Origin of the sequence: Anaeromyxobacter soli (genome assembly GCF_022808855.1) — a bacterium.
GTDB classification, from domain to species: domain Bacteria; phylum Myxococcota; class Myxococcia; order Myxococcales; family Anaeromyxobacteraceae; genus Anaeromyxobacter; species Anaeromyxobacter soli.
On the sequence record NZ_JAKZLF010000028.1, the window covers coordinates 45,174 to 63,938 of the forward strand.

An 18,765-nucleotide genomic window follows, 5' to 3' on the forward strand; every position below is an offset into this window, starting at 1 on the left:
ACAGGACAGCTCGGCGACGATCCTCCGCCCCGTACGCAACGACCTAGATCTCCGGGACCGCCTCGCTCCGCTCGATGGGGATGACGCGCGCGCGGAACTCCCCGGCTCCACGCCGCCCCCGGGCGGCGCGTCCGCGGGTCTCCGGCCACGCGAGTGACCACCCGAGGACGGTGAGCGCCTCCAGCGCGGCGTCCGCGAGGTAGATGCGCCGGATCCGCCCGCGCGCCGCGTACCAGCCGCCGGCGCCGCCGAGCGCCGCCGCGGACGCGGCGCCGAGGAACGCGATCTCCTCCGTCACGCGGCGCCGGGCCCCCGCCAGGACGAGCGTCCCGCCCACCGCCGCGATGAGGGCGCCGACCGTCTTCACGAGCCAGCCCGCCTGCTTCGGCCCGGTCACGACCTCGAAGCTTCGAAGGTGGACGATCGGCCAGATCCCGGTCGCCACCCAGTACGCGCCCTGGGCGAGCGCCAGCCTGCGCGGGAGTGCAGTCGCTTCCATGCGGAGAACCTGCGCATCCCGCCCCTCTCGCGCGGCGCGCCGCTAGAGCGGAGGTCGCGAGAGCGTGCACACGCGCCCGGGGCCGTCCGCGATCGTGCCGCAGGTGAGGCCCTGCGGGCACTCCGCGCTCGTCTCGCAGCGGATCTCGCAGGTCCGGAACGTCGGTTTGCCTGGGCCGCAGCCGGCGATGCCGCAGTACTCCACGCAGGTCTGCCCGGTCGCGCACCCGGTCTCCGGGCAGGGCTCGTGCAGCCCGGCGGCGGGAGCCGGCGGCGCCTCGCTCGGCGCGGCCGTGGCGGTCGCCGCGGGCGCTCCGCGCCGCGCGCACGCGCCGAGCGGCAAGGCCGCGAGCGCCAGCGCGAGCGCGATCCCGCGCGCGGCGCTCATCGCTCCCTCACCAGCACGGCCCGCGGGTACGCGCAGCGGAAGCCCGCCTTCTCGAGCGTCCGCTGCGAGGCCGTCCCGGGCTCGGTCGCGGAGGCGGCGAGATCGCACCCCAGCGCGGCCGCCCACGCGAGCCGCGCGCGCACGAGCGCGAGCTGGAGGCCGCCCCCGCGCCGCTCGGGCACGACGCCGGCGCCCGACAGCGTCGCCACGCCGCGGTGCGCGGAGGCGAGCGCGACCCCCGCGAGCGTGCCGCGCTCGAACGCACCGAACGCGACGTTGCCCGGGGCCCGGGGCATCGTCAGGAGCCCCTCGATCATGGAGGCGTACTGCGGCATCCGCCCGAAGTACGCCACGGCGAAGGTCTCGGCCCAGGCGCGCTCCTCCTCCCGCCGGATCGGCCGGACCTCCACGGTGGGCGCCTCCGGGAGCGGCGTGGGCGCGCGGAACCAGATCTGGTGGAACCGCTCGATGCGATAGCCGCGCCGCGCCAGCTCCGCGCGGAGCGACGCATCGGCCGGCGCGGCGATCTCGATCCGGATCGCGCCACCGCCGCTCCCGAGGTGCGCCTCGATGCGGTCGACCTCCGCGGCGGTCACCGTGCCCGCGAGGCCCACGCCGAGCGCCGCCGAGAACGGAGACCCCTGCCCCTTGGAGACGGCGAGCCCGCCCCCGAGCTCGAGCGCTCCGCTCGGCCCCGGCTCGCCGGTCCGCGCGAGCTGCTCCGCCTCGGCGCGTTCGATGCGCCGGGCGAGCTCGCGCAGGTCGGGGAGGGGCATGGCTTCGAGTCTCCGCGCGGATCCCGAGCGTGTCCAGCGCGTTCGCGGCCGCTCGCCCGCTCGACCTCCGCGGTCACGGAGCGTCTCCCCGGCTGCGGCAGATCGCACGCTGCGCTCGCCCGTACCCACGGTCGGTGCCTGCGGTGAACCCGCGCAGAGTCCTTGGGTCACCGGACACGAAGGCCCCTGATCTGGCAGGCGAAAACCCAAATTAGCTTTCGAGCGGCCCGCGTCGGGTGACCTGTTGTTTTCAAGCCTGTAGTATGTGGGACCTGTCTCCACAGAGACGACAGGGGGTGCAGTGCCATGATGCGCGCGAACGTTCGCGTCCCCGCACCGCGGGGCGCCGCGGCTCATTGCGAGGGCGACGCCATGCTCCGCTGCGACCGTCAAGCGGAGGACATGCTACGCGTGTTCTTCCCGGAGGCCACCGACGGCGCAACCATTCCGAGCGAGCTCCGAGGCCTCACCGACGGGGCGCAGCAAGGGCCGCCGGGGATCCGCCGCACGCTCGTGATGGAGGGCCACGGCGAGCGGCTCCGGATCGAGGTCACCGCGGTCGGGAAGGGCAAGACGCAGCTGCACCTGTGGCGGGAGCCGCTGCCGGAGCCGGTGCAGATCGGGCCCGAGCCCGTGCAAGCCTCTCCGGGCGATGGGCTCACCCAGCGTGAACGCGAGGTCGCCCTGCTCGTCGCCGACGGGCTGCGGTCGCGCGAGGTCGCGGAGCGGCTCGGGATCGCCTCGCAGACCGTGAAGAGCCACCTCAAGACGATCTTCGACAAGCTCGGCGTCCGGAACCGCGTCGAGCTGGCCCGCCGCCTGGTCCAGCACTAGGCGGCGCGGCGCACGCCGTTCGCCGAAGCCCGGCGACGGCGGCGCGCCGCCTCCGTCACCGCCGAGCCCGCCGCTGGCCTCACGGCCGACGCGCAGGCCCGCCGCGCGCCCCCGGCCTTGCGATCGATCGCCCGCGGGGGGTAGCGTCACCCTCCCACATGATCACGCTCCAGGACGTCCAGGCTGCGCTCGGCCGGATCCGGGATCGCATCTACGTCTCGCCCTGCGCCCGCAGCGAGACGCTCTCCCGGCTGACCGGCACGAGCGCTCACCTCAAGCTCGAGAACCTGCAGATGACCGGCGCCTACAAGGAGCGCGGGGCGCTGAACAAGCTCCTCCTGCTCTCGCCGGCGGAGCGCGATCTCGGTCTCATCGCGGCGAGCGCGGGCAACCATGCGCAGGCGGTCGCGTACCACGCCGGCCGGCTGGGCGTGAAGGCGACCATCGTGATGCCGGAGACGACGCCCATCACGAAGGTCGCGAACACCCGCGCGCACGGCGCGCGGATCGTCCTCCACGGCGCGAACTACGACGAGGCGTACGCGGAGGCGCGGAGGCTCGAGCAGGTCGAGGGGCTCACGTTCGTCCACCCGTTCGACGACCCCGCCATCATCGCGGGCCAGGGGACGATCGGCCTCGAGATCCTCGAGCAGGATCCGGAGGTCGAGACGATCGTCGTCCCGATCGGCGGCGGCGGGCTCGTGTCCGGCGTGGCGGTGGCGGCGAAGGAGCGCCGTCCGGGCGTGCGCGTCGTCGGCGTCGAGACCGAGGCCCTGCCCTGCATGATCGCGGCGATCGACGCGGGCAAGCCCGTGACGCTCGAGCCGGCGAACACCATCGCCGACGGCATCGCCGTGAAGCGCGCGGGCGAGCTCACCCTCGACCACGTGAAGCGCTACGTGGACGACATCGTCACCGTCTCCGAGGAGGAGATCGCGAGCGCGATCCTGTACCTCCTCGAGCGCGAGAAGACGGTCGCCGAGGGCGCCGGCGCCGTCACGGTCGCCGCGCTGATGCAGCGGAAGCTGCGCGGCGTCGAGGGCCGCAACGTCGTCGCGATCGTCTCGGGCGGCAACATCGACGTGAACCTCGTCGCCCGGGTGATCGAGCGCGGCCTCGTGAAGGACGGCCGGCTCGTCCGCATCAGCGTCGCGCTCCAGGACAAGCCAGGGCAGCTCGCGAAGGTGTCCTCGATCGTCGCCCACCACCGCGCGAACGTGATCGAGGTCCACCACACGCGCGCGTTCGCCTACCGGTTCGGCGACACCACCCTCCAGCTCACGCTCGAGACGCGCGGGCCCGAGCACGTCGAGGAGCTCCTCACCGCGCTGCGCGAGCGGGGCTACCAGGTGCAGCGCATGGGGCTGTAGATGGCGAGGCGGCGGGATCGCAGGGGGGGCGAGGCGCGGGCGGACGCGATCGTGGCGGACGCGCACCGGCGGCAGCGGGCGCGCACGCTCCTCATCGGCGCGATCGTGGCCGCGATCGTGGGGTTCGGCGCTGGCCTCCTCGTGCGGATGTGGACCGATCGCTCGCCCGAGGCGCGCGCCCGGGACGCGGTGGGCGAGCTGCAGGAGCACGCGCGCGAGCACGCGCGCTGAAACGGCACGTCACGTCGTCCCCGCCCGCGCCTCGCTCCGGGGGAGCCCTCGCCCGCGCTGCGGGGGCGACCCGCGGAGGACGAAATTGGGCAGCCTCGTGTGCGTTGAACGGATCCGTCCGGTCGGTCATGATCCCGGCCTGGTAGCCGTGCCCCGGAGGTGGGAGCCGGCAGGGAGGTCCGCGCGCATGAGGGACGACCGCGCTGGGGCGCTCATCGAGGACGGAGAGCTCCAGGCCGGCGCGGAGGCGGTCGTCCGCGACTACGGCCCCCAGATCCTGGGGTACCTCACCTCGATCCTGCGCAACGACGCGGACGCGGCCGAGGTCTTCTCCCAGTTCACCGAGGATCTCTGGCGCGGGCTCCCCGGGTTCCGCGGCGAGTGCCCGGTGCGCGTCTGGGCGTACCGGCTCGCCTGGCACGCCGCGGCGCGCCACCTGCGCGATCCGTACCGGCAGCGCGGCAGGCGCCTGGAGACCACGGAGCTGTCGCGCATCGCGGAGGAGGTGCGCTCGAGCGTCCTCCTCGGGCAGCGCGAGGCGCGGCAGCGCGGCATCGACCTCCTGCGCGCGCGCCTCTCGCCCGACGAGCAGACGCTGCTCGTGCTCCGGCTCGATCGCGGCCTGTCCTGGCGGGAGGTCGCGACCGTCCTCGCGGAGGAGGGTGAGGGCGTGGACGAGCCGGCGCTCCGCAAGCGGTTCGAGCGCCTCAAGGAGCGGCTCGCCCGGATGGCACGCGAGGAGGGGCTCCTCGAGTAGGAGCGCGGGAGCGCATGGACGACGGGATCCACCCGCGGCGCCCCACCTCCCCGGAGCTGGCGGGGGACGGCGAGGCTCTGTCCTCCCTGCTCATGGAGCTCGCGAGCGCGCCCGCGCGCGATCCCGGCGACCTCGCCCGCCCCATCGTGGCGGGCCAGCGGATCGGGAGGTTCGAGCTCCTCCGTGAGGTGGGGCGCGGCGGCTTCGGCGTGGTCTTCGAGGCGCGAGACACGGAGCTCGGGCGGCTCGTCGCGTTCAAGGCCATGCGCCCGTCGCTCGCGCAGCCGGCGCTGCTCGAGAAGCCGCTCCGCGAGGAGGCCGAGGCGGCCGCCCGGCTCAACCACCCGAACGTCGTCACGCTGCACGACTACGGGATCCACGAGGGGACGCCGTACCTCATCCTCGAGCTCCTCCGCGGCGAGACCCTCCAGCAGCGGATCCGCCGCGGCGCGCTGGCGCCGCTCGAGGCGGTGCGGTTCGCGCGCGACGTCGCGCGCGGGCTCGTGCACGCCCACGCGAACGGCGTCGTCCACCGGGACCTCACGCCGGGCAACGTCTTCCTCACCGACGAGGGCGGCCTGAAGATCCTCGACTTCGGCCTCGCCCGCCTCCTCGATCGCGCGAGCCTCGCCGGCGGCACGCCGGCCTACATGGCGCCGGAGCAGCTCCGGGGAGAGCCCGGCGACGCGCGCGCCGACGTGTTCAGCGCCGCGGTGATGCTCTTCCAGATGCTCGCCGGACGGCTCCCGTTCCCGCAGGTCGAGGGCCGGAGCGCGGCCCTCGATCCCGGCCCGCCGCCGCCGCTCCCCCTGCACGACGCGCCGCCCGAGCTCCCCGCGCTGCTCGCGAGCGCCCTCTCGAAGGATCCCGCCGGGCGCCCCCAGAGCGCGAGCGCCCTCCTCGCCGCCCTGCAGCGCGTGGAGGAGGCGTACACCGAGCGGGCCGCCGCCGCCTCCCGGGCGCTGCGCCACCGCCGGCTGCGCCGCGTCGCGGCGGTGCTCGGCACGATCACGATCGCGGCGGCCTCGGGCGCGGCGGCGCTCGCGCTCCGGGCGCGCGGCGAGGCCGAGCGCGCCCTGCGCGCCTCGCGCATCGCGAGCGCGGCGGAGGGCGCCTCCGACCCGCTCGCCGCGGCGCTCCTCATGACCGAGCTCGGCGAGGATCCGCCCGCCCGCGCGCTCGAGATCGCGCAGCGGATCCTGTCGGAGCCGATCCCCGTCGCCGTGCTCGACCACCCGCCGGGCGGCCTCGGGCTCGCGGTGAGCCCCGACGGCAGAGAGGTCGCCGTGGGGGTGGGCTCGGCGGAGGCGGCCGGCGGCGGCGCCCCGGCGGCGGGCGTGGCCATCTGGAACGCGGACGGCACCGGGGGCGCTCGCGTCCTCACCGCCCCGGGCCTGCACACGACCGCGCTCGCCTTCACGCCCGACGGGGCGCGCGATGTCGTGGGGACGCACGACGGCGAGCTGAGGGTGTTCCGCGCGGACGGGAGCGGGAGGCCGCTCGTGCTGGCCGCCGGCTCGAGCCCGCACGCGGCGCTGGCGGTCGCGCCCGACGGCCGATCCGCCGCGGTCGGCGCGCTCGACGGGCGCGCCTGGATCGTCCCGCTCGACGGCGCGCGGCCGGCGCGCCCGCTCGTCCACGACGGGGCGGTGCTGACCCTCGCCTACGCACCGGACGGCGCGCGGCTCGCCACCGGCGGCGGAGACGGGCACCTGCGCGTGTTCGACACGCGCTCGGGCGCGCTGCTCGCGCGCGTGACCCTGCCCGGCGGTGCGATCTTCGCGCTCGCCTGGGCCCCCGACGGCGGCGCGATCGCCACGGCCTCCGAGGACGGGGTGGCGCGCCTCTTCTCCGACGGCGGCACGCCCCGCGCGGCGTTCGGCGCGGCGGGCGCGCCGCTCTCCTCCGTCGCGTTCAGCCCCGACTCGCGGCGGATCGTGATCGCCTCGCAGGACGGGTCCGCGCGGATCCACCCGGTCTCCGCGCCCGCCCAGCAGGTGCGCCTGCGCGGCCACCGCGGCGCGGTCATCGACGCGCGCTTCAGCCCCGACGGCGCGCACGTCCTCACCGTCGGCGCGGACGGGACCGCGCGGGTGTGGGCGGCCGACGGCGAGGGCACGCCGCTCGTGCTCCGCGGCCACACGGCCTTCGAGGCGGCGTTCTCTCCCGACGGATCGCGCATCTTCACGCGGGGGAAGGATCGGACGATCCGCGTCTGGAAGGCCGAGGACCCGCGGGAGCGCGGCGTCCTCCGCGGGCACGGCGAGCTCGTGGACACCGTCGAGTGGACGCGCGACGGCACGCGCATCGTCACCGCCGGGCACGACGGCACGGCGCGGATCTGGCCCATCCACGGGGACGGCGCGCCCCTCGTCATCTCCGACCCGGGTCGCGTGCTGCACTCGGCGGACCTGGATCGCGACGAGCGGCGGCTCGTGACGGCGTCGGAGGACGGGACGGTACGGCTCTGGGACGCCCGCGACGGGCGGCTGCTCCGCGAGCTGCGCGGCCACACGAGCTCGGTCCTCTCGGCGGCGTTCAGCCCCGACGGCACCCGCATCGCGAGCGCCTCGCTCGACGGCACCGTGCGCATCTGGCCCGCCGACGGGGACGGCGAGCCGCTCGTGCTTTACGGCCACGAGAAGGGCATCACCTCGGTGTGCTGGACGCCGGACGGCAAGTTCGTGGTCTCGGCCTCGCAGCTCGACGCTACCGTCCGCATCTGGCCGGTGGACGGCTCCCCGGCGAGCGTCATCCGCGCGGAGCGGAGCGTCTTCCGCGCGACGGTGACGCCCGACGGGACGCGCCTGCTCGTCGCCGAGGAGAACGGGCCGCTGCACGTGTACCGGCTCGAGCCGCTCGAGGAGCTGCCGCCCATCGCGGCGCTGCCGGAGGGGCTCTTCTCCGCGGCGGCGAGCCCGGACGGCGACCGCATCGCGCTCACCTCGCACGACGGCATCGTGCGCGTCTACCCGGCCTCGGGCACCGGCGAGCCGCTCATCCTGCGCGGCCACGACGGCAGCGTGGGGCACGCGGCGTTCAGCCCGGACGGCACCGAGCTCGCGACGGCCTCGGTCGACGGCACCGCGCGCGTGTGGACCGTCTCGTGGGGACGCGTGCTCGCCCTCCTTCGCGCCTCGACGACGGCGTGCCTGCCGGTGGCGCACCGGGTCCAGATCCTCGGGGAGAGCGCGGCGGAGGCGGAGCGCCGGGCCGCCGCGTGCGAGCAGCGCCACGGGCGGGCGCCCGAGCCCCGCCGGCCTCCGGAGGGAGAGCCGGGCGCCGGCCTTCCGCCGCCGACCTCGGCGCGGGGAGGATGACCGTGAACGCCCGCGCCCTCGCCGCCCTCTCCCTCGTGGCCGCGCTCGCCGCCGCGCCCGCGCACGCCGACGCGCCCACGCCACCGCGGCTCCCGCCCCCCGCTCCGGAGCCACCGCCGGCCGGCGCCGAGCGCGTCGAGGTCCGCGTCACGTTCCCGCCCTGGCAGTACACCGGCAAGTTCCGGCTCGAGACGATCTCCGGCGACCTCCTCGACGAGGGGACGGCGCGGGACGACGGCGGGTTCGCGTCGCAGGCGACGGTGGAGCGCGTGCTCGAGGGCGCGCGCGGGACGCTCGTCCTCCGCGTGCAGCGCACCGCGAAGGTGCCGCGCTTCCCGGCGCTGTTCGGGCGCTGGACGGTCGTGGGCGGCACGGGCGCGTACGCGCGCGCGGTCGGCCGCGGCACGTTCACGAGCTGTGCGTCAGGTGAAGTCGGTAAGGGGAGTCCCTTCGAGCTACAGACGCTCGTGGGCTACGCGCGCCTCCGGTGATACCCCTGGCCCTGCGGTGGGCCCCCCAGGGACCGCGCCGGCGCGCGTCACGAGACTCCTTCTCGCTGCTCTAGATCATCGGGTGGTGGCAGCGCCCTCTGGAGGAGCGGAAAATGACGCGCGAGAAGCAGGAAGTCCTCTTTGCCGGGTTGCCGCGCAGGCGGCGTCTCGCCGGGTTCGTCACGATCGCTCTCTGGCTCGGTATCGCCGTCGCCTTCGCGACCGACCTGGTGCCCACGAAGTCGAGCGCCGAATGGCTGTACGGGGTCGAGGCGCGACGCGATGCCTACGCCCACGTCCTCGCTGCGCGCGCCGCGCAGCAGACCGACGCGCCGCGCCGCGCGCGGACGCCGCCGGCCACCGCCCAGCGAGACCGAGCGGCGGCTGTCGTCACGCCCGCCACGCTGCAGGTCCACACGCCGCCCGCGCTCTGCCAGGCGCCGTGACGCGGACGGTCAGCCTCGTCGACCGAGGAGCCAGAGCAGCAGCGTGAGGAGGATCGACAGGACGATCGACGTGCCGAGCGGGAGGTAGAGGCGGAAGCCGTCCCGCTCCACGGAGACGTCGCCCGGCAGCCGTCCGAGGCGAAGCCCGGGGAAGCGCTCGGCGAGGATGAGGAGGACCCCGGCGAGCGCGATGATCGCGCCGGCGAGGACGAGCATCCGGCCGAGGCCCCCGAGGCCACCCGCTGCCATGCACCCATCCTAGCGGAGGCGAGAGCGTGTCGCGAAGGGTGAGCCGACGGGGACCCCGGTTCGGCTCAGCCCTTCGCGGCTAGGGTGATCACCTCTGCGAGCGCGACGAGGAAGGCGTCCACCTGCGCCTCCGTGTGCCCTGCGGTCAGCGTGACGCGCAGCCGGCTCGTGCCGCGCGGCACCGTGGGCGGGCGGATCGCGCGCACGTAGAAGCCGCGCTCGCGCAGGGCCCGGGACGCGGCGACGGCCCGGGCCTCGTCCCCGAGGATCACGGGGAAGATCGGCGCGACCACGCGCGCCACGTCGAAGCCGAGCCGGGCCAGGCCGGCCTTCATGCGCGCGACGAGCGCCCCGAGCCGCTCCCTGCGCTCCGGCTCCGACGCGACGATCCCGAGCGCGGCGAGCGCGGCGGCCGACGCCGCGGGCGCGGGCGCCGTGGTGAACACGAACGTCCGCGCGCGGGTGATCAGCAGATCGACGAGCCGCCGCTCCCCGGCCACGAACGCGCCGGCCGCGCCGAGCGCCTTGCCGAGCGTTCCCATGTGCACGTCGACGCGGTGGGCGATCCCGAGCGCCTCGGCCAGCCCGCCGCCCCGCGGCCCGAGCACGCCCTCCGCGTGCGCCTCGTCCACGTAGAGCATCGCGCCGTGCCGGTCGCAGAGCTCGGCGAGCTCGCGGAGCGGCGCGGCGTCGCCGTCCATGGAGAAGATCGCGTCGGTGACGACGAGCTTGCGCCGCGCGCGCGAGCGCGCGAGCAGGTCCGCGAGCTCCTGGACGTCGCAGTGCCGGTAGCGCACGAGCTCCGCGCGTGACAGGAGGCAGCCGTCGACGATGGACGCGTGGTTCAGTACGTCGGAGAAGACCGCGTCGTCGCGTCCGACCAGGGCCGGGGGGACGCCCGCGTTCGCGTGGTAGCCGGAGCCGAACAGGAGCGCGGCCTCCGCCCCGGCGTGCGCCGCGAGCGCCCGCTCGAGCGCGCCGTGCACCGGGAGATCGCCGGCGACGAGGCGCGAGGCGCCGCTCCCCGCCCCCTCGCGCTCGGCCGCGTCCGCGGCGGCGCGCCTGAGGCGCGGGTCGGCCGCGAGCGCGAGGTAGTCGTTCGAGCAGAGGTTCACGAGGCGGCGGCCGCCGAGCTCCACCTCCGGCCCCTGGGGCGAGCCGATCGGCTCGAGCGCGCGGCGGAGCCCCTTCGTCTCGAGCGCCTCGAGCTCGCGGTCGATCCAGTCGAGCGAGGCGCGCCCCATCGGCTACGCGCAGCCGCCGCGCGGCGCCCCGACGACGGGCAGCGCCCGCTTCCCGCCCGGCTCGGCGGCGCGGCGGTTCCACTCGGCGTCGGGAGGGACCGTCCCGTCGAACGACCAGGCGCGGCCGGTGTCGGGCGCCCGGAGCGAGAGCCCCTGGGCCTCCACCATCTCCACCGTCTCGCCCGGACCGCGCCCCGCGCTCGTGAGGTAGTTGCCGATCATGGTGCCGTTCGCGCCGGCCCGGAAGATGAGGTGCTGGTGGACGCCGAGGTTCACCTCGCGGCCGCCCATCACGAAGATGTGCGCGGCCGGCATCATGAGGCGGAACACCGCGATCGCGGCGAGGCACTCCTCCGCGGTGATCGCGCTCACGTGCTCCATCGGCGTGCCGGGCCGCGGGTTCAGGAAGTTCATCGGCACGCAGTGGACGCCGAGCTCGCGGATGGTCTCGGCGAGCTCGACGCGCTGCTCGGGGGTCTCGCCCATCCCGAGGATGCCGCCCGAGCACAGCTGCAGGCCCTGCCGCTTCGCGGCGCGGATGGTCTCGAGCTGCTCGTCGTAGGTGTGCGTGGTGCAGACGTTCTCGAAGAAGCTGCGCGCCGTCTCGAGGTTGTGATGGTAGTGCATGAGCCCGGCGGCCTTGAGCCGGACGAGCTCCGGCTCGCGCACGAGGCCGAGCGACGCGCACGGCTCCACCGCCGTCTCGGCGCGCAGCTTCCGCACCGCCTCCTCGATCGTCGCGAGCTCGCTCTCCTTCGCGACGCGCGTGCCGGAGGTCACGATCGAGAACTCGCGCGCGCCGGCGCGCTCCGCGGCCTTCGCCTGGGCCACGATCTCCTCGGCCGGGACGAGCGGGTAGACCGGCGCGTCCGCCGCGGGGAAGTGCGCCGACTGCGAGCAGAACCCGCAGTTCTCGGGGCAGCGGCCGCTCTTCGCGTTCGTGATGCCGCAGAGCGCCACCTCGTCGCCGTGGACGGCGCGGCGCACGGCCTCGGCGCGATCGAGCAGCGCCTCGAGCGCAGGGCCGGAGGTGTGGCGGATGAGCGTGCGCGCCTCGTCGGCGCCGATGGGCGTGATGCCGGGCGGGAGCGTGGTCTTGGCGGTCTCGCACATGGGAGCCGCACGATAGAGGCCGCCGATCCGCTCGTCAACCGACCGGTCAGGCAGGGGTTTACGACGCGCCGCGCCGACCTCCCCCCGCGGCCCGGCGGAGCGGAGCCGCCGGCTGCGTCGGCCCCGGAGCAGTGGCTAGCTTCTCGATCGGGAGGGAAACAATGCTCTGGACGATCACGATCCTGCTCGTCGTGCTGTGGGCCATCGGCATGGTCTCCGGCGCGACGCTGGGCTGGTGGATTCACCTGCTGCTCATCCTCGCGGTCATCTCGCTCATCTTCGCTGTGATGCGCCGCGGTTCCGCTGCGGTCTGACGCTGGCGGCGGCGTCGTCCCGTACGGACGGCGCCGCCGCGTCGTTCCTGCCGGTCGCCCGCCGGCCAGGCGAGCCAGCGCCGCGCCATTCGACGGAGCGTGACGCGCCGCGACGACACCGTCGCGACCGCGCGGTGCTCACGCGCGCGGCTGCGCGAGCGTCTCCGGCTCCCGGTCGGGCAGCCCGGCCTTCCTCAGGATCATCTCCGCCGGGCAGAACCCCGAGAAGGCGCTCTGCACGAGGTTCAGGCCCACGAAGGCCGTGAACCACAGGAAGCGGGCCGAGACGAAGAGCGGGCTCGCCTCGACGCCCAGGGCGAGGGAAAGAAGGACGAAGGTTCCCGCGAGGACGCGGACGGCGCGATCTACGGTCATCTCAGGTGGACTCCCGGGCGACCTCGGGTGGACGCCACGGGGCGTCGGAGACGGAGCGACGCCGAAAGGGTTCGCCCCGCCGCCCCGACGCGGTCAGAGCCGCGTGCTAACGGTGCGCATGGCCCGCCCCGCCCCGAAGGCGAAGACCGTCTACGCCTGTGCCGAGTGCGGACAGACGAGCCCGAAGTGGCTCGGCCAGTGCCCGGCATGCAAGCAGTGGAACACGATGCAGGAGGAGGTCGCCGCGCCGGAGCCGAGGGGTGCGTCGCCGCGCGGCTGGGGGGTCGCCAGCTCGGCGAGGCCGATCTCGCTCGCCGAGGTCGAGGCCCGGGAGGAGGACCGGCAGCGGACCGGCATCGGAGAGCTCGACCGCGTGCTCGGCGGCGGCGTCGTCCCGGGTGCGCTCGTCCTGCTCGGCGGAGACCCCGGCATCGGCAAGTCCACCCTGCTCCTCGCGGCGCTCGACCGCCTCGCGCGCGCCACCCCGGACCGGCCGGTGCTGTACGTCTCCGGCGAGGAGTCGGCGCGCCAGGTGAAGCTCCGCGCCGATCGGCTGGGGGTCGGTGCCCCGAACCTCCGCGTGCTCGCCGAGACCGACGCCCAGAAGGTGCTGCACGCGGCAGAGGCGCTCGCGCCCGCCGCGGTGGCGGTGGACTCCATCCAGACGCAGTACCTGCCCGAGCTGCAGAGCGCGCCCGGCACGGTGACGCAGATCCGCGAGGTCGCAGCGCGGTTCATGGCGTACGCCAAGACGAGCGAGACGCCGGTCTTCCTCGTGGGGCACGTGACGAAGGACGGCGCCATCGCCGGCCCGCGCGTCCTCGAGCACATGGTCGACACCGTCCTGTACTTCGAGGGCGGGGGCGCGCACCCGTACCGCGTGCTGCGGGCGCACAAGAACCGCTTCGGCTCGGCGAGCGAGATCGGCGTGTTCGAGATGAAGTCCGGCGGGCTCGCCGAGGTCACGAACCCGTCGGCGCTGTTCCTCGCCGAGCGCCCCGAGGACGCGCCGGGCAGCGCCGTGGCCGCGGTGCTGAACGGGACGCGCACCCTGCTCGTCGAGATCCAGGCGCTCGTCGCGCCGACCGGCTTCGGCACCCCCCGCCGCACGGCGCTGGGGATCGACTCGAACCGGGTGGCCCTCCTCGCGGCGGTGCTCGAGAAGAAGGTCGGGATGGAGATCCTGGGCTGCGATCTCTTCGTGAACGTCGCCGGGGGGCTGTCGGTGGACGATCCCGCCGCGGATCTCGCCGCCGTGGCCGCGCTCGCCTCGAGCTTCCGCGATCGCGCGCTGCCGCGGCGGACGCTCGTGCTCGGCGAGGTCGGCCTCGCGGGTGAGGTCCGCGCCGTCTCCCAGCCCGAGATCCGCCTCGCCGAGGCGGCGCGGCTCGGCTTCGAGCGAGCCATCATCCCGGCCGCGAGCGCGCGGCACGCCGAGGTGCCGGCGGGGATCGAGATCGTCGGGGTGGACACCGTCGCGGACGCGCTCGATCGGTTGGGGTGACCGCCGCGCCAGCGCAGCAGCCCGGGATCGTGCGCCGACTCAGGCCGACTGGACTGCCTTTCGCCACTTCGCGAGATGCCCCTCGCGCTCGACCGGCTTCATCCTCGGGTCGAAGCGCTTGCCGACCTTCCACGCCTTGCGGATCTCCTCGCGATCCTTCCAGAACCCGGTCGCGAGGCCGGCGAGGAACGCGGCGCCGAGGGCGGTGGTGTCGATCATGCGCGGGCGCTCGACGGGCACGTCGAGCAGGTCCGCCTGGAACTGCATGAGCAGGTCGTTCTGCGAGGCGCCGCCGTCCACCTTGAAGACCGGGTAGGCCTTGCCCGCCTCGGCCCGCATCGCCTCGGCGAGATCGTAGATGAGGAACGCGATGCCCTCGAGCGTGGCGCGGGCGAGGTGCGCGGCGGTGACGCCCCGGTCGATGCCGCGGATGACGCCGCGGGCCTCGGGGCGCCAGTGCGGCGCGCCGAGCCCGGCGAGCGCCGGGACGAACACGAGGTCGCCCGTGTCCTTCACCTGCCTCGCGAGCACCTCGACGTCCGGCGTCTTCTTGAACAGGCCGAGCCCATCCCGCAGCCACTGCACGGCGGCCCCCGCGATGAAGGAGGAGCCCTCGAGCGCGTAGGTCACCTCGCCGGCGACGTCCCAGGCGACGGTGGTGAGGAGGCCGCGCGACGACAGGAGGGGGTCCTTCCCGATGTTCTGGAGCAGGAACGCGCCCGTGCCGTAGGTGCACTTCGCCTCGCCGGGCTGGAAGCACGCCTGGCCGAACAGCGCCGCCTGCTGGTCGCCCGCCATGCCCGCGACCGGGATCCCGTCCGGCAGGACCTTCACGTTCCGCGTGACACCGTACACGTGCGAGGAGGGGACGATCTCGGGCAGGACGTTGCGCGGCACGCCGAACAGGTCCAGGAGCTCGCGGTCCCACGCGCGCGTGCGCAGGTCCATGAGCAGCGTGCGGCTCGCGTTCGACACGTCCGTCACGTGGGTGGCGCCGTTCGTGAGGCGCCAGACGAGGTAGCTGTCGATCGTCCCGAACGCCGCCGCGCCCGAGTCCGCCCGCTCGCGCAGGCCGCGGACGTTGTCGAGGAGCCAGCGCATCTTGGTCGCGGAGAAGTAGGGATCGATGACGAGCCCGGTCTTCTCGCGCACCCGCGGCTCGTGCCCCTCCGCCTTGAGCAAGGCGCACACGTCGGTGGTGCGCCGGTCCTGCCAGACGATGGCGTGGTGCAGCGCGCGCCCCGAGATCCGATCCCAGGCCGCGGTCGTCTCGCGCTGGTTCGTGATCCCGATCGCGGCGATGTCCCGACCGGTGAGGCCCGCCTCGCGCAGCGCGCGCTGGACCGTCGCGATCGTCGAGCCCCAGATGTCGTCGAGATCGTGCTCCACCCAGCCCGGCTTCGGGAAGATCTGCCGGAACTCCTGGTTCACCCGCGCGCGGAGCCCGAGCCGCTTGTCGAGGACGAGGACGGTCGTCCCGGTCGTCCCCTGGTCGATCGCCATCACGTAGGAAGCCATGCTCACCTCGCGCGCGGGCTCCACCCCGGCCCGCGTCGCCTCGTGCCGCCGCTCCGCTCCCGCGCCCGGGCGCCGTCGTCGCCGCGCGTCCTCCGCCCCGGCTCCGGCGTGGCGCGCGCCCCCGGCACGGGGAGGCTCGTCAGGAAGCGCGCGGTCACGCCGGCGCAGAGATCGCGCTCCACGTCGATCCCGACGAGGTGCCAGCTGTCCTCGAGGACCACGAGCTCGGCCGGCCCGCTCCCGATGCGCCGCGCGATCCGCCGGGCCCCGCCGACGGTGACGGTGTGATCGCGCGCCCCGGCGACGACCAGCGCGGGCGCGGCGATGCCCGGTAGCTGGCGGTCCACGTGCGCGGCGAGCGCGGCGAGCTCCGCGACCGCACCGAGCGGCACGCCGCCGAGGGTCGGGGCGCGGTTGCGCTCGCGCATTTCGGGATCGCGGACGTCCGAGCCCGCCTCCTTGGGGACGACGATGCGCGAGACAGGCCCGAGCCGCGCCAGCAAGGCGCCGAGGCGGCCGTGGAGCTGGAGCTCGAGCGCGGGGGCGAGGAGGACGAGGCCGTCGACGCGCTCAGGGTGATCGTGGGCGAGCGCGCAGGCGACGAGCGCGCCCATCGAGCAGCCGACCACGAACGTGCGCCGCGCGCCCTCGAGCCGGCCGAGCTCCCGGCGCGCCTTCGCGATCCACTCCGACCACGGCACGCCGAGCAGGTCCCGGGGGTCGCCGCCGTGCCCCGCCATGACCGGCGCGAGGCAGCGCATGCCGGTGTCGGCGAGGCGGCGCGCCACGACGTGCATCTCGAAGGTGGAGCCCGTGAGCCCGTGCAGGAGCAGGACGGCGTCCGGGCCGCCGCGCAGCTCGAACTCCCTCCCGTGCTCGATGCCCGTGCGTGCCAACCGAACGATCGCTTACCCCTGGACGGGCTACGTTTCAATGCTCCCGGTGCGACGGCCCCGTCCAGGCAGCGCTCCCGGCGCCGGCATGCTAACACCGCGGCATGTCCGACAAGCCCGGCGTCCCGCCGCACGCGATCCAGCTCCAGCTCGAGATCGACCCCGTCACGGCGAACGGAGTGTTCGTCAACATGGCGATGGTGAACCACACCGAGACCGAGTTCACCCTCGACCTCATCTACATCCAGCCGCAGGCGCCGAAGGCGACCGTCCGCTCGCGGATCATCACGACGCCCAAGCACATGAAGCGGCTCATGCTCGCGATCCAGGACAACGTCGCGAAGTACGAGGCGCGCTTCGGCGAGCTGGACCTCGGCGACACGCCTCACTTCCCCCACGGAGGCGCGGTGGCGTGACGCCGGCGAGCCACGCCGTCTCCCGCCCCCTCCCGCTCGGGGTTCGTGCGTCGCCGCCCCTGCTCGTCGCGTCCCATCACGGCTCCGCCGGACGCGGCGACGCCCCGGCGCTCGCCTCGCTCGGCGGTCCTCCACGGAGCGTTTCATGAAGATCTCCTCCCCGCTCCTCGGCACCACGTTCGAGCTGCCGGAGCGCCCCGGGCGCATCGTCTCCCTGGTCTCGTCCGCCACCGAGACGCTCTTCGCGCTCGGCGCGGGCGACGCGGGGGTGGGCGTCACGCCCTACTGCGCGCGCTACGTGCCCGGCCTCGGCGCGCCCGTGGTCGCCGACTACGTCTCCGGCGACCCCGAGGCGATCCGCGCCGTCCGCCCCGAGCTCGTCGTGGCGACCGACGGCGTGCAGCTCCCGCTGGCGCGCCGGCTCGCGGCGGCGGGGCTCCCGGTGGCGCTCCTGCCCGTGCCGCAGAGCCGGTTCGGCATCCTCGAGAACACCGTCGCGCTCGGGGCGCTCACCGGGCGGCTCGCCGAGGCGCGCGCGCTCTGCGACCGGCTCGAGCGCGCGTGCGCCGAGCTCGTCGCCTCCGCTCCCTCCCCGCGGCCACGCGCGTACGCGGAGCTGTGGTTCGGCCGCCACCTGCGGCGTCCCGGGGGGCGCGCATTCGTGCACGACCTGCTCTGGCTCGCGGGGCTCGAGCCCGTGCACGGCGATCGGCCGGACGCGTACGCCCCGCCGGAGCTCGACGAGGTGCCGGGCCTCGCGCCGGCCTGGGTGATCGTGTTCTCCGAGCCCGAGCACCCGATCGACGCGGAGGCGCTCGTGCGCGAGCGCGGCTGGGATCGTGCCTTCGCGCCACGCGTGCTCGCGTCCACCACCGAGCGCGGGCGGAACCTCATCCACGACGGCCCGTCGTTCGTCGAGACGGCGGCGTGGCTGCGCGACGCGACCGCCGCGTGAGCGCGCGGCCGCCGCGCGGCCGCCGCGGCCGGGCCTGAACCCCCGTTCCGTGGACGGTCCAAAGGATCCCGCGGGGTTGGGACCGGCACAGGCGCTGCTCTCCTGCCGCTCGCGCGCACGACCGCGCGCTCGAACGGAACGGAGAGAGAGATGAGCGACACGAACGACAAGGGCGGCGCCCGCAAGCTCGCGGTCTACGCCATCCCCGACAGCGCGAACGGCGAGCGGACCTGGTGGCCGAAGATCGGCGTCGCGTTCACGAACAGGGACGGCAGCATCGCGATCCTGCTCGACGCCTTGCCCCTCGGGACGAACAAGCTCCAGGTGCGCGAGCTGCGCGAGGACGGGCGGCCCGCGGGGAACGGAGCGCCGCGCCGCGCGGGGCTCGAGACCGTCGAGGTGCGGCCGTGAGGCGGGCCCTCCTCGCCGCGGTCGCCGCCGCGGTGCTGCTCCTCGCGGGCCCCGCGCTCGCCGCGAAGAGAGCGCTCGGCCCGGGCGAGCGGATCGACCTCAACCGCGCGAGCGTCGCCGAGCTCATGCGCCTGCCGGGCGTCGGAGAGAAGCGCGCCCAGGCGATCGTCGCTCAGCGGGCCCGCCAGCCGTTCCGCCGGCCGGAGGACGTGCTCGTCGTGAAGGGGATCGGCCCCGCGTGGCTCGCGAAGGTGAAGGCGAACGTCGCCGTGGGCTCCGCTCCGTCCGGCACCGCTGCGGTGACCGCACGGAAGTGAAGGCACCCGGATTCGCTCGGGGACCCGGCCGGCGCATGCACTCTCCGGCCGGGTGCCCCGGCGACGCCCCGCGGGGTCCTGCTTGACACCCGGCGCGGGCGGGCGCTACTCGTGGCTTCGATTCAGCGGCACGGAGGAACAGGGAAGCCGGTCGAAGTCCGGCGCGGTCCCGCCACTGTAGCCGGGTGAAGGTGCCTCGGAAGTCGCCACTGCCGCAGCCCAATCGCGGTGGGAAGGTGGAGGTACCGAGCGGAGCGTCCCTCCGCGACCCGGGAGCCAGGAGACCTCCCTCCGAGCCTGTCGCGCATGGTGCGCGGCCTCGCCGTTCGCGGCGAGCAAAGATGC

At 75.0% G+C, this 18,765-nt stretch carries 22 protein-coding genes and 1 riboswitch; of the genes, 13 read left to right on the forward strand and 9 right to left on the reverse strand.

Annotated elements, in window-relative coordinates:
- Window positions 1-43: 43 nt before the first annotated feature.
- From MLV88_RS17605 to MLV88_RS17615, 3 genes are read right to left on the reverse strand one after another with little or no spacing between them, the layout of a single operon-like run.
- Window positions 44-499, reverse strand: a complete 456-nt coding sequence (locus MLV88_RS17605) for a hypothetical protein (protein WP_242360751.1) — start codon at window positions 497-499, stop codon at window positions 44-46.
- A gap of 42 nt (window positions 500-541) precedes the next feature.
- Window positions 542-886 carry a hypothetical protein gene (locus MLV88_RS17610; RefSeq protein WP_243338198.1) on the reverse strand — a complete coding sequence of 115 codons (345 nt, stop codon included), beginning with the start codon at window positions 884-886 and terminating at the stop codon, window positions 542-544.
- The gene (locus tag MLV88_RS17615; RefSeq protein WP_243338200.1) at window positions 883-1,662 is read right to left on the reverse strand and encodes a GNAT family N-acetyltransferase; all 780 of its coding nucleotides are present in this window, start codon (window positions 1,660-1,662) and stop codon (window positions 883-885) included. Before MLV88_RS17615 ends, MLV88_RS17610 begins: the two co-directional genes overlap by 4 nt.
- Before the next feature lie 372 nt (window positions 1,663-2,034).
- Between MLV88_RS17615 and MLV88_RS17620 the strand changes: the two genes are divergently transcribed.
- The 7 genes from MLV88_RS17620 (at window position 2,035) to MLV88_RS17650 (ending at window position 9,111) form a co-directional block, all read left to right on the forward strand.
- Window positions 2,035-2,496: a helix-turn-helix transcriptional regulator gene (locus MLV88_RS17620; RefSeq protein ID WP_242341451.1), complete on the forward strand. Its 462-nt coding sequence runs from the start codon at window positions 2,035-2,037 to the stop codon at window positions 2,494-2,496.
- A gap of 158 nt (window positions 2,497-2,654) precedes the next feature.
- Complete coding sequence (locus tag MLV88_RS17625) at window positions 2,655-3,866, forward strand: threonine ammonia-lyase (protein WP_243338202.1); 1,212 nt, start codon at window positions 2,655-2,657, stop codon at window positions 3,864-3,866.
- Complete coding sequence (locus MLV88_RS17630; protein ID WP_242341453.1) at window positions 3,867-4,097, forward strand: hypothetical protein; 231 nt, start codon at window positions 3,867-3,869, stop codon at window positions 4,095-4,097. It abuts the gene before it with no gap.
- A gap of 187 nt (window positions 4,098-4,284) precedes the next feature.
- The gene (locus MLV88_RS17635) at window positions 4,285-4,854 is read left to right on the forward strand and encodes an RNA polymerase sigma factor (RefSeq protein ID WP_242341454.1); all 570 of its coding nucleotides are present in this window, start codon (window positions 4,285-4,287) and stop codon (window positions 4,852-4,854) included.
- 14 nt (window positions 4,855-4,868) lie between these two features.
- A complete protein-coding gene (locus tag MLV88_RS17640) occupies window positions 4,869-8,174 on the forward strand; it encodes a protein kinase domain-containing protein (protein WP_243338204.1) in 3,306 nt (1,101 codons plus the stop codon).
- 2 nt (window positions 8,175-8,176) lie between these two features.
- Entirely contained in the window at window positions 8,177-8,665 is a 489-nt protein-coding gene (locus tag MLV88_RS17645; protein ID WP_408628796.1) for a hypothetical protein, read from the forward strand.
- Between the two features lie 113 nt (window positions 8,666-8,778).
- A complete protein-coding gene (locus tag MLV88_RS17650; RefSeq protein ID WP_242337773.1) occupies window positions 8,779-9,111 on the forward strand; it encodes a hypothetical protein in 333 nt (110 codons plus the stop codon).
- Window positions 9,112-9,120: 9 nt separating this feature from the next.
- On the opposite strand, the gene MLV88_RS17655 is transcribed toward MLV88_RS17650, so the two are convergent.
- From MLV88_RS17655 to bioB, 3 genes are all read right to left on the reverse strand, one after another.
- Window positions 9,121-9,360, reverse strand: a complete 240-nt coding sequence (locus MLV88_RS17655) for a DUF2905 domain-containing protein (protein WP_242337775.1) — start codon at window positions 9,358-9,360, stop codon at window positions 9,121-9,123.
- A gap of 65 nt (window positions 9,361-9,425) precedes the next feature.
- Window positions 9,426-10,604: an 8-amino-7-oxononanoate synthase gene (bioF, locus tag MLV88_RS17660; protein ID WP_243338207.1), complete on the reverse strand. Its 1,179-nt coding sequence runs from the start codon at window positions 10,602-10,604 to the stop codon at window positions 9,426-9,428.
- 3 nt (window positions 10,605-10,607) lie between these two features.
- Window positions 10,608-11,717 (reverse strand): biotin synthase BioB, encoded by a 1,110-nt coding sequence (gene bioB / locus MLV88_RS17665; protein WP_243338209.1) that lies wholly within the window; start codon window positions 11,715-11,717, stop codon window positions 10,608-10,610.
- A 161-nt stretch (window positions 11,718-11,878) separates the two neighbouring features.
- On the opposite strand from bioB, the gene MLV88_RS17670 reads away from it, so the two are divergent.
- Entirely contained in the window at window positions 11,879-12,031 is a 153-nt protein-coding gene (locus tag MLV88_RS17670) for a lmo0937 family membrane protein (RefSeq protein ID WP_242337781.1), read from the forward strand.
- Between the two features lie 138 nt (window positions 12,032-12,169).
- Here the strand turns inward: MLV88_RS17670 and MLV88_RS17675 are convergent, their stop codons facing one another.
- Window positions 12,170-12,406: a YgaP family membrane protein gene (locus MLV88_RS17675; protein ID WP_242337783.1), complete on the reverse strand. Its 237-nt coding sequence runs from the start codon at window positions 12,404-12,406 to the stop codon at window positions 12,170-12,172.
- 118 nt (window positions 12,407-12,524) lie between these two features.
- Here MLV88_RS17675 and radA point away from each other — a divergent pair, with 118 nt between their 5' ends.
- Window positions 12,525-13,910 carry a DNA repair protein RadA gene (gene radA / locus MLV88_RS17680; RefSeq protein WP_243338211.1) on the forward strand — a complete coding sequence of 462 codons (1,386 nt, stop codon included), beginning with the start codon at window positions 12,525-12,527 and terminating at the stop codon, window positions 13,908-13,910.
- Window positions 13,911-13,949: 39 nt separating this feature from the next.
- Here radA and glpK read toward each other — a convergent pair whose 3' ends face one another.
- Entirely contained in the window at window positions 13,950-15,428 is a 1,479-nt protein-coding gene (gene glpK / locus MLV88_RS17685; protein ID WP_242352867.1) for a glycerol kinase GlpK, read from the reverse strand.
- Window positions 15,429-15,430: 2 nt separating this feature from the next.
- Window positions 15,431-16,324 (reverse strand): alpha/beta hydrolase, encoded by an 894-nt coding sequence (locus MLV88_RS17690; protein ID WP_243338213.1) that lies wholly within the window; start codon window positions 16,322-16,324, stop codon window positions 15,431-15,433.
- A gap of 101 nt (window positions 16,325-16,425) precedes the next feature.
- Here MLV88_RS17690 and MLV88_RS17695 point away from each other — a divergent pair, with 101 nt between their 5' ends.
- The 4 genes from MLV88_RS17695 to MLV88_RS17710 all read left to right on the forward strand — a co-directional run bounded on the left by MLV88_RS17695 (window position 16,426) and on the right by MLV88_RS17710 (window position 18,420).
- Window positions 16,426-16,737: a DUF3467 domain-containing protein gene (locus MLV88_RS17695; RefSeq protein WP_242337791.1), complete on the forward strand. Its 312-nt coding sequence runs from the start codon at window positions 16,426-16,428 to the stop codon at window positions 16,735-16,737.
- A 145-nt stretch (window positions 16,738-16,882) separates the two neighbouring features.
- Window positions 16,883-17,692 (forward strand): ABC transporter substrate-binding protein, encoded by an 810-nt coding sequence (locus tag MLV88_RS17700; protein ID WP_243338215.1) that lies wholly within the window; start codon window positions 16,883-16,885, stop codon window positions 17,690-17,692.
- A gap of 150 nt (window positions 17,693-17,842) precedes the next feature.
- Complete coding sequence (locus tag MLV88_RS17705; RefSeq protein ID WP_242337795.1) at window positions 17,843-18,103, forward strand: hypothetical protein; 261 nt, start codon at window positions 17,843-17,845, stop codon at window positions 18,101-18,103.
- Entirely contained in the window at window positions 18,100-18,420 is a 321-nt protein-coding gene (locus MLV88_RS17710) for a ComEA family DNA-binding protein (protein ID WP_242337797.1), read from the forward strand. Before MLV88_RS17705 ends, MLV88_RS17710 begins: the two co-directional genes overlap by 4 nt.
- A gap of 106 nt (window positions 18,421-18,526) precedes the next feature.
- Window positions 18,527-18,724: riboswitch (cobalamin riboswitch) on the forward strand.
- Window positions 18,725-18,765 lie beyond the last annotated feature (41 nt).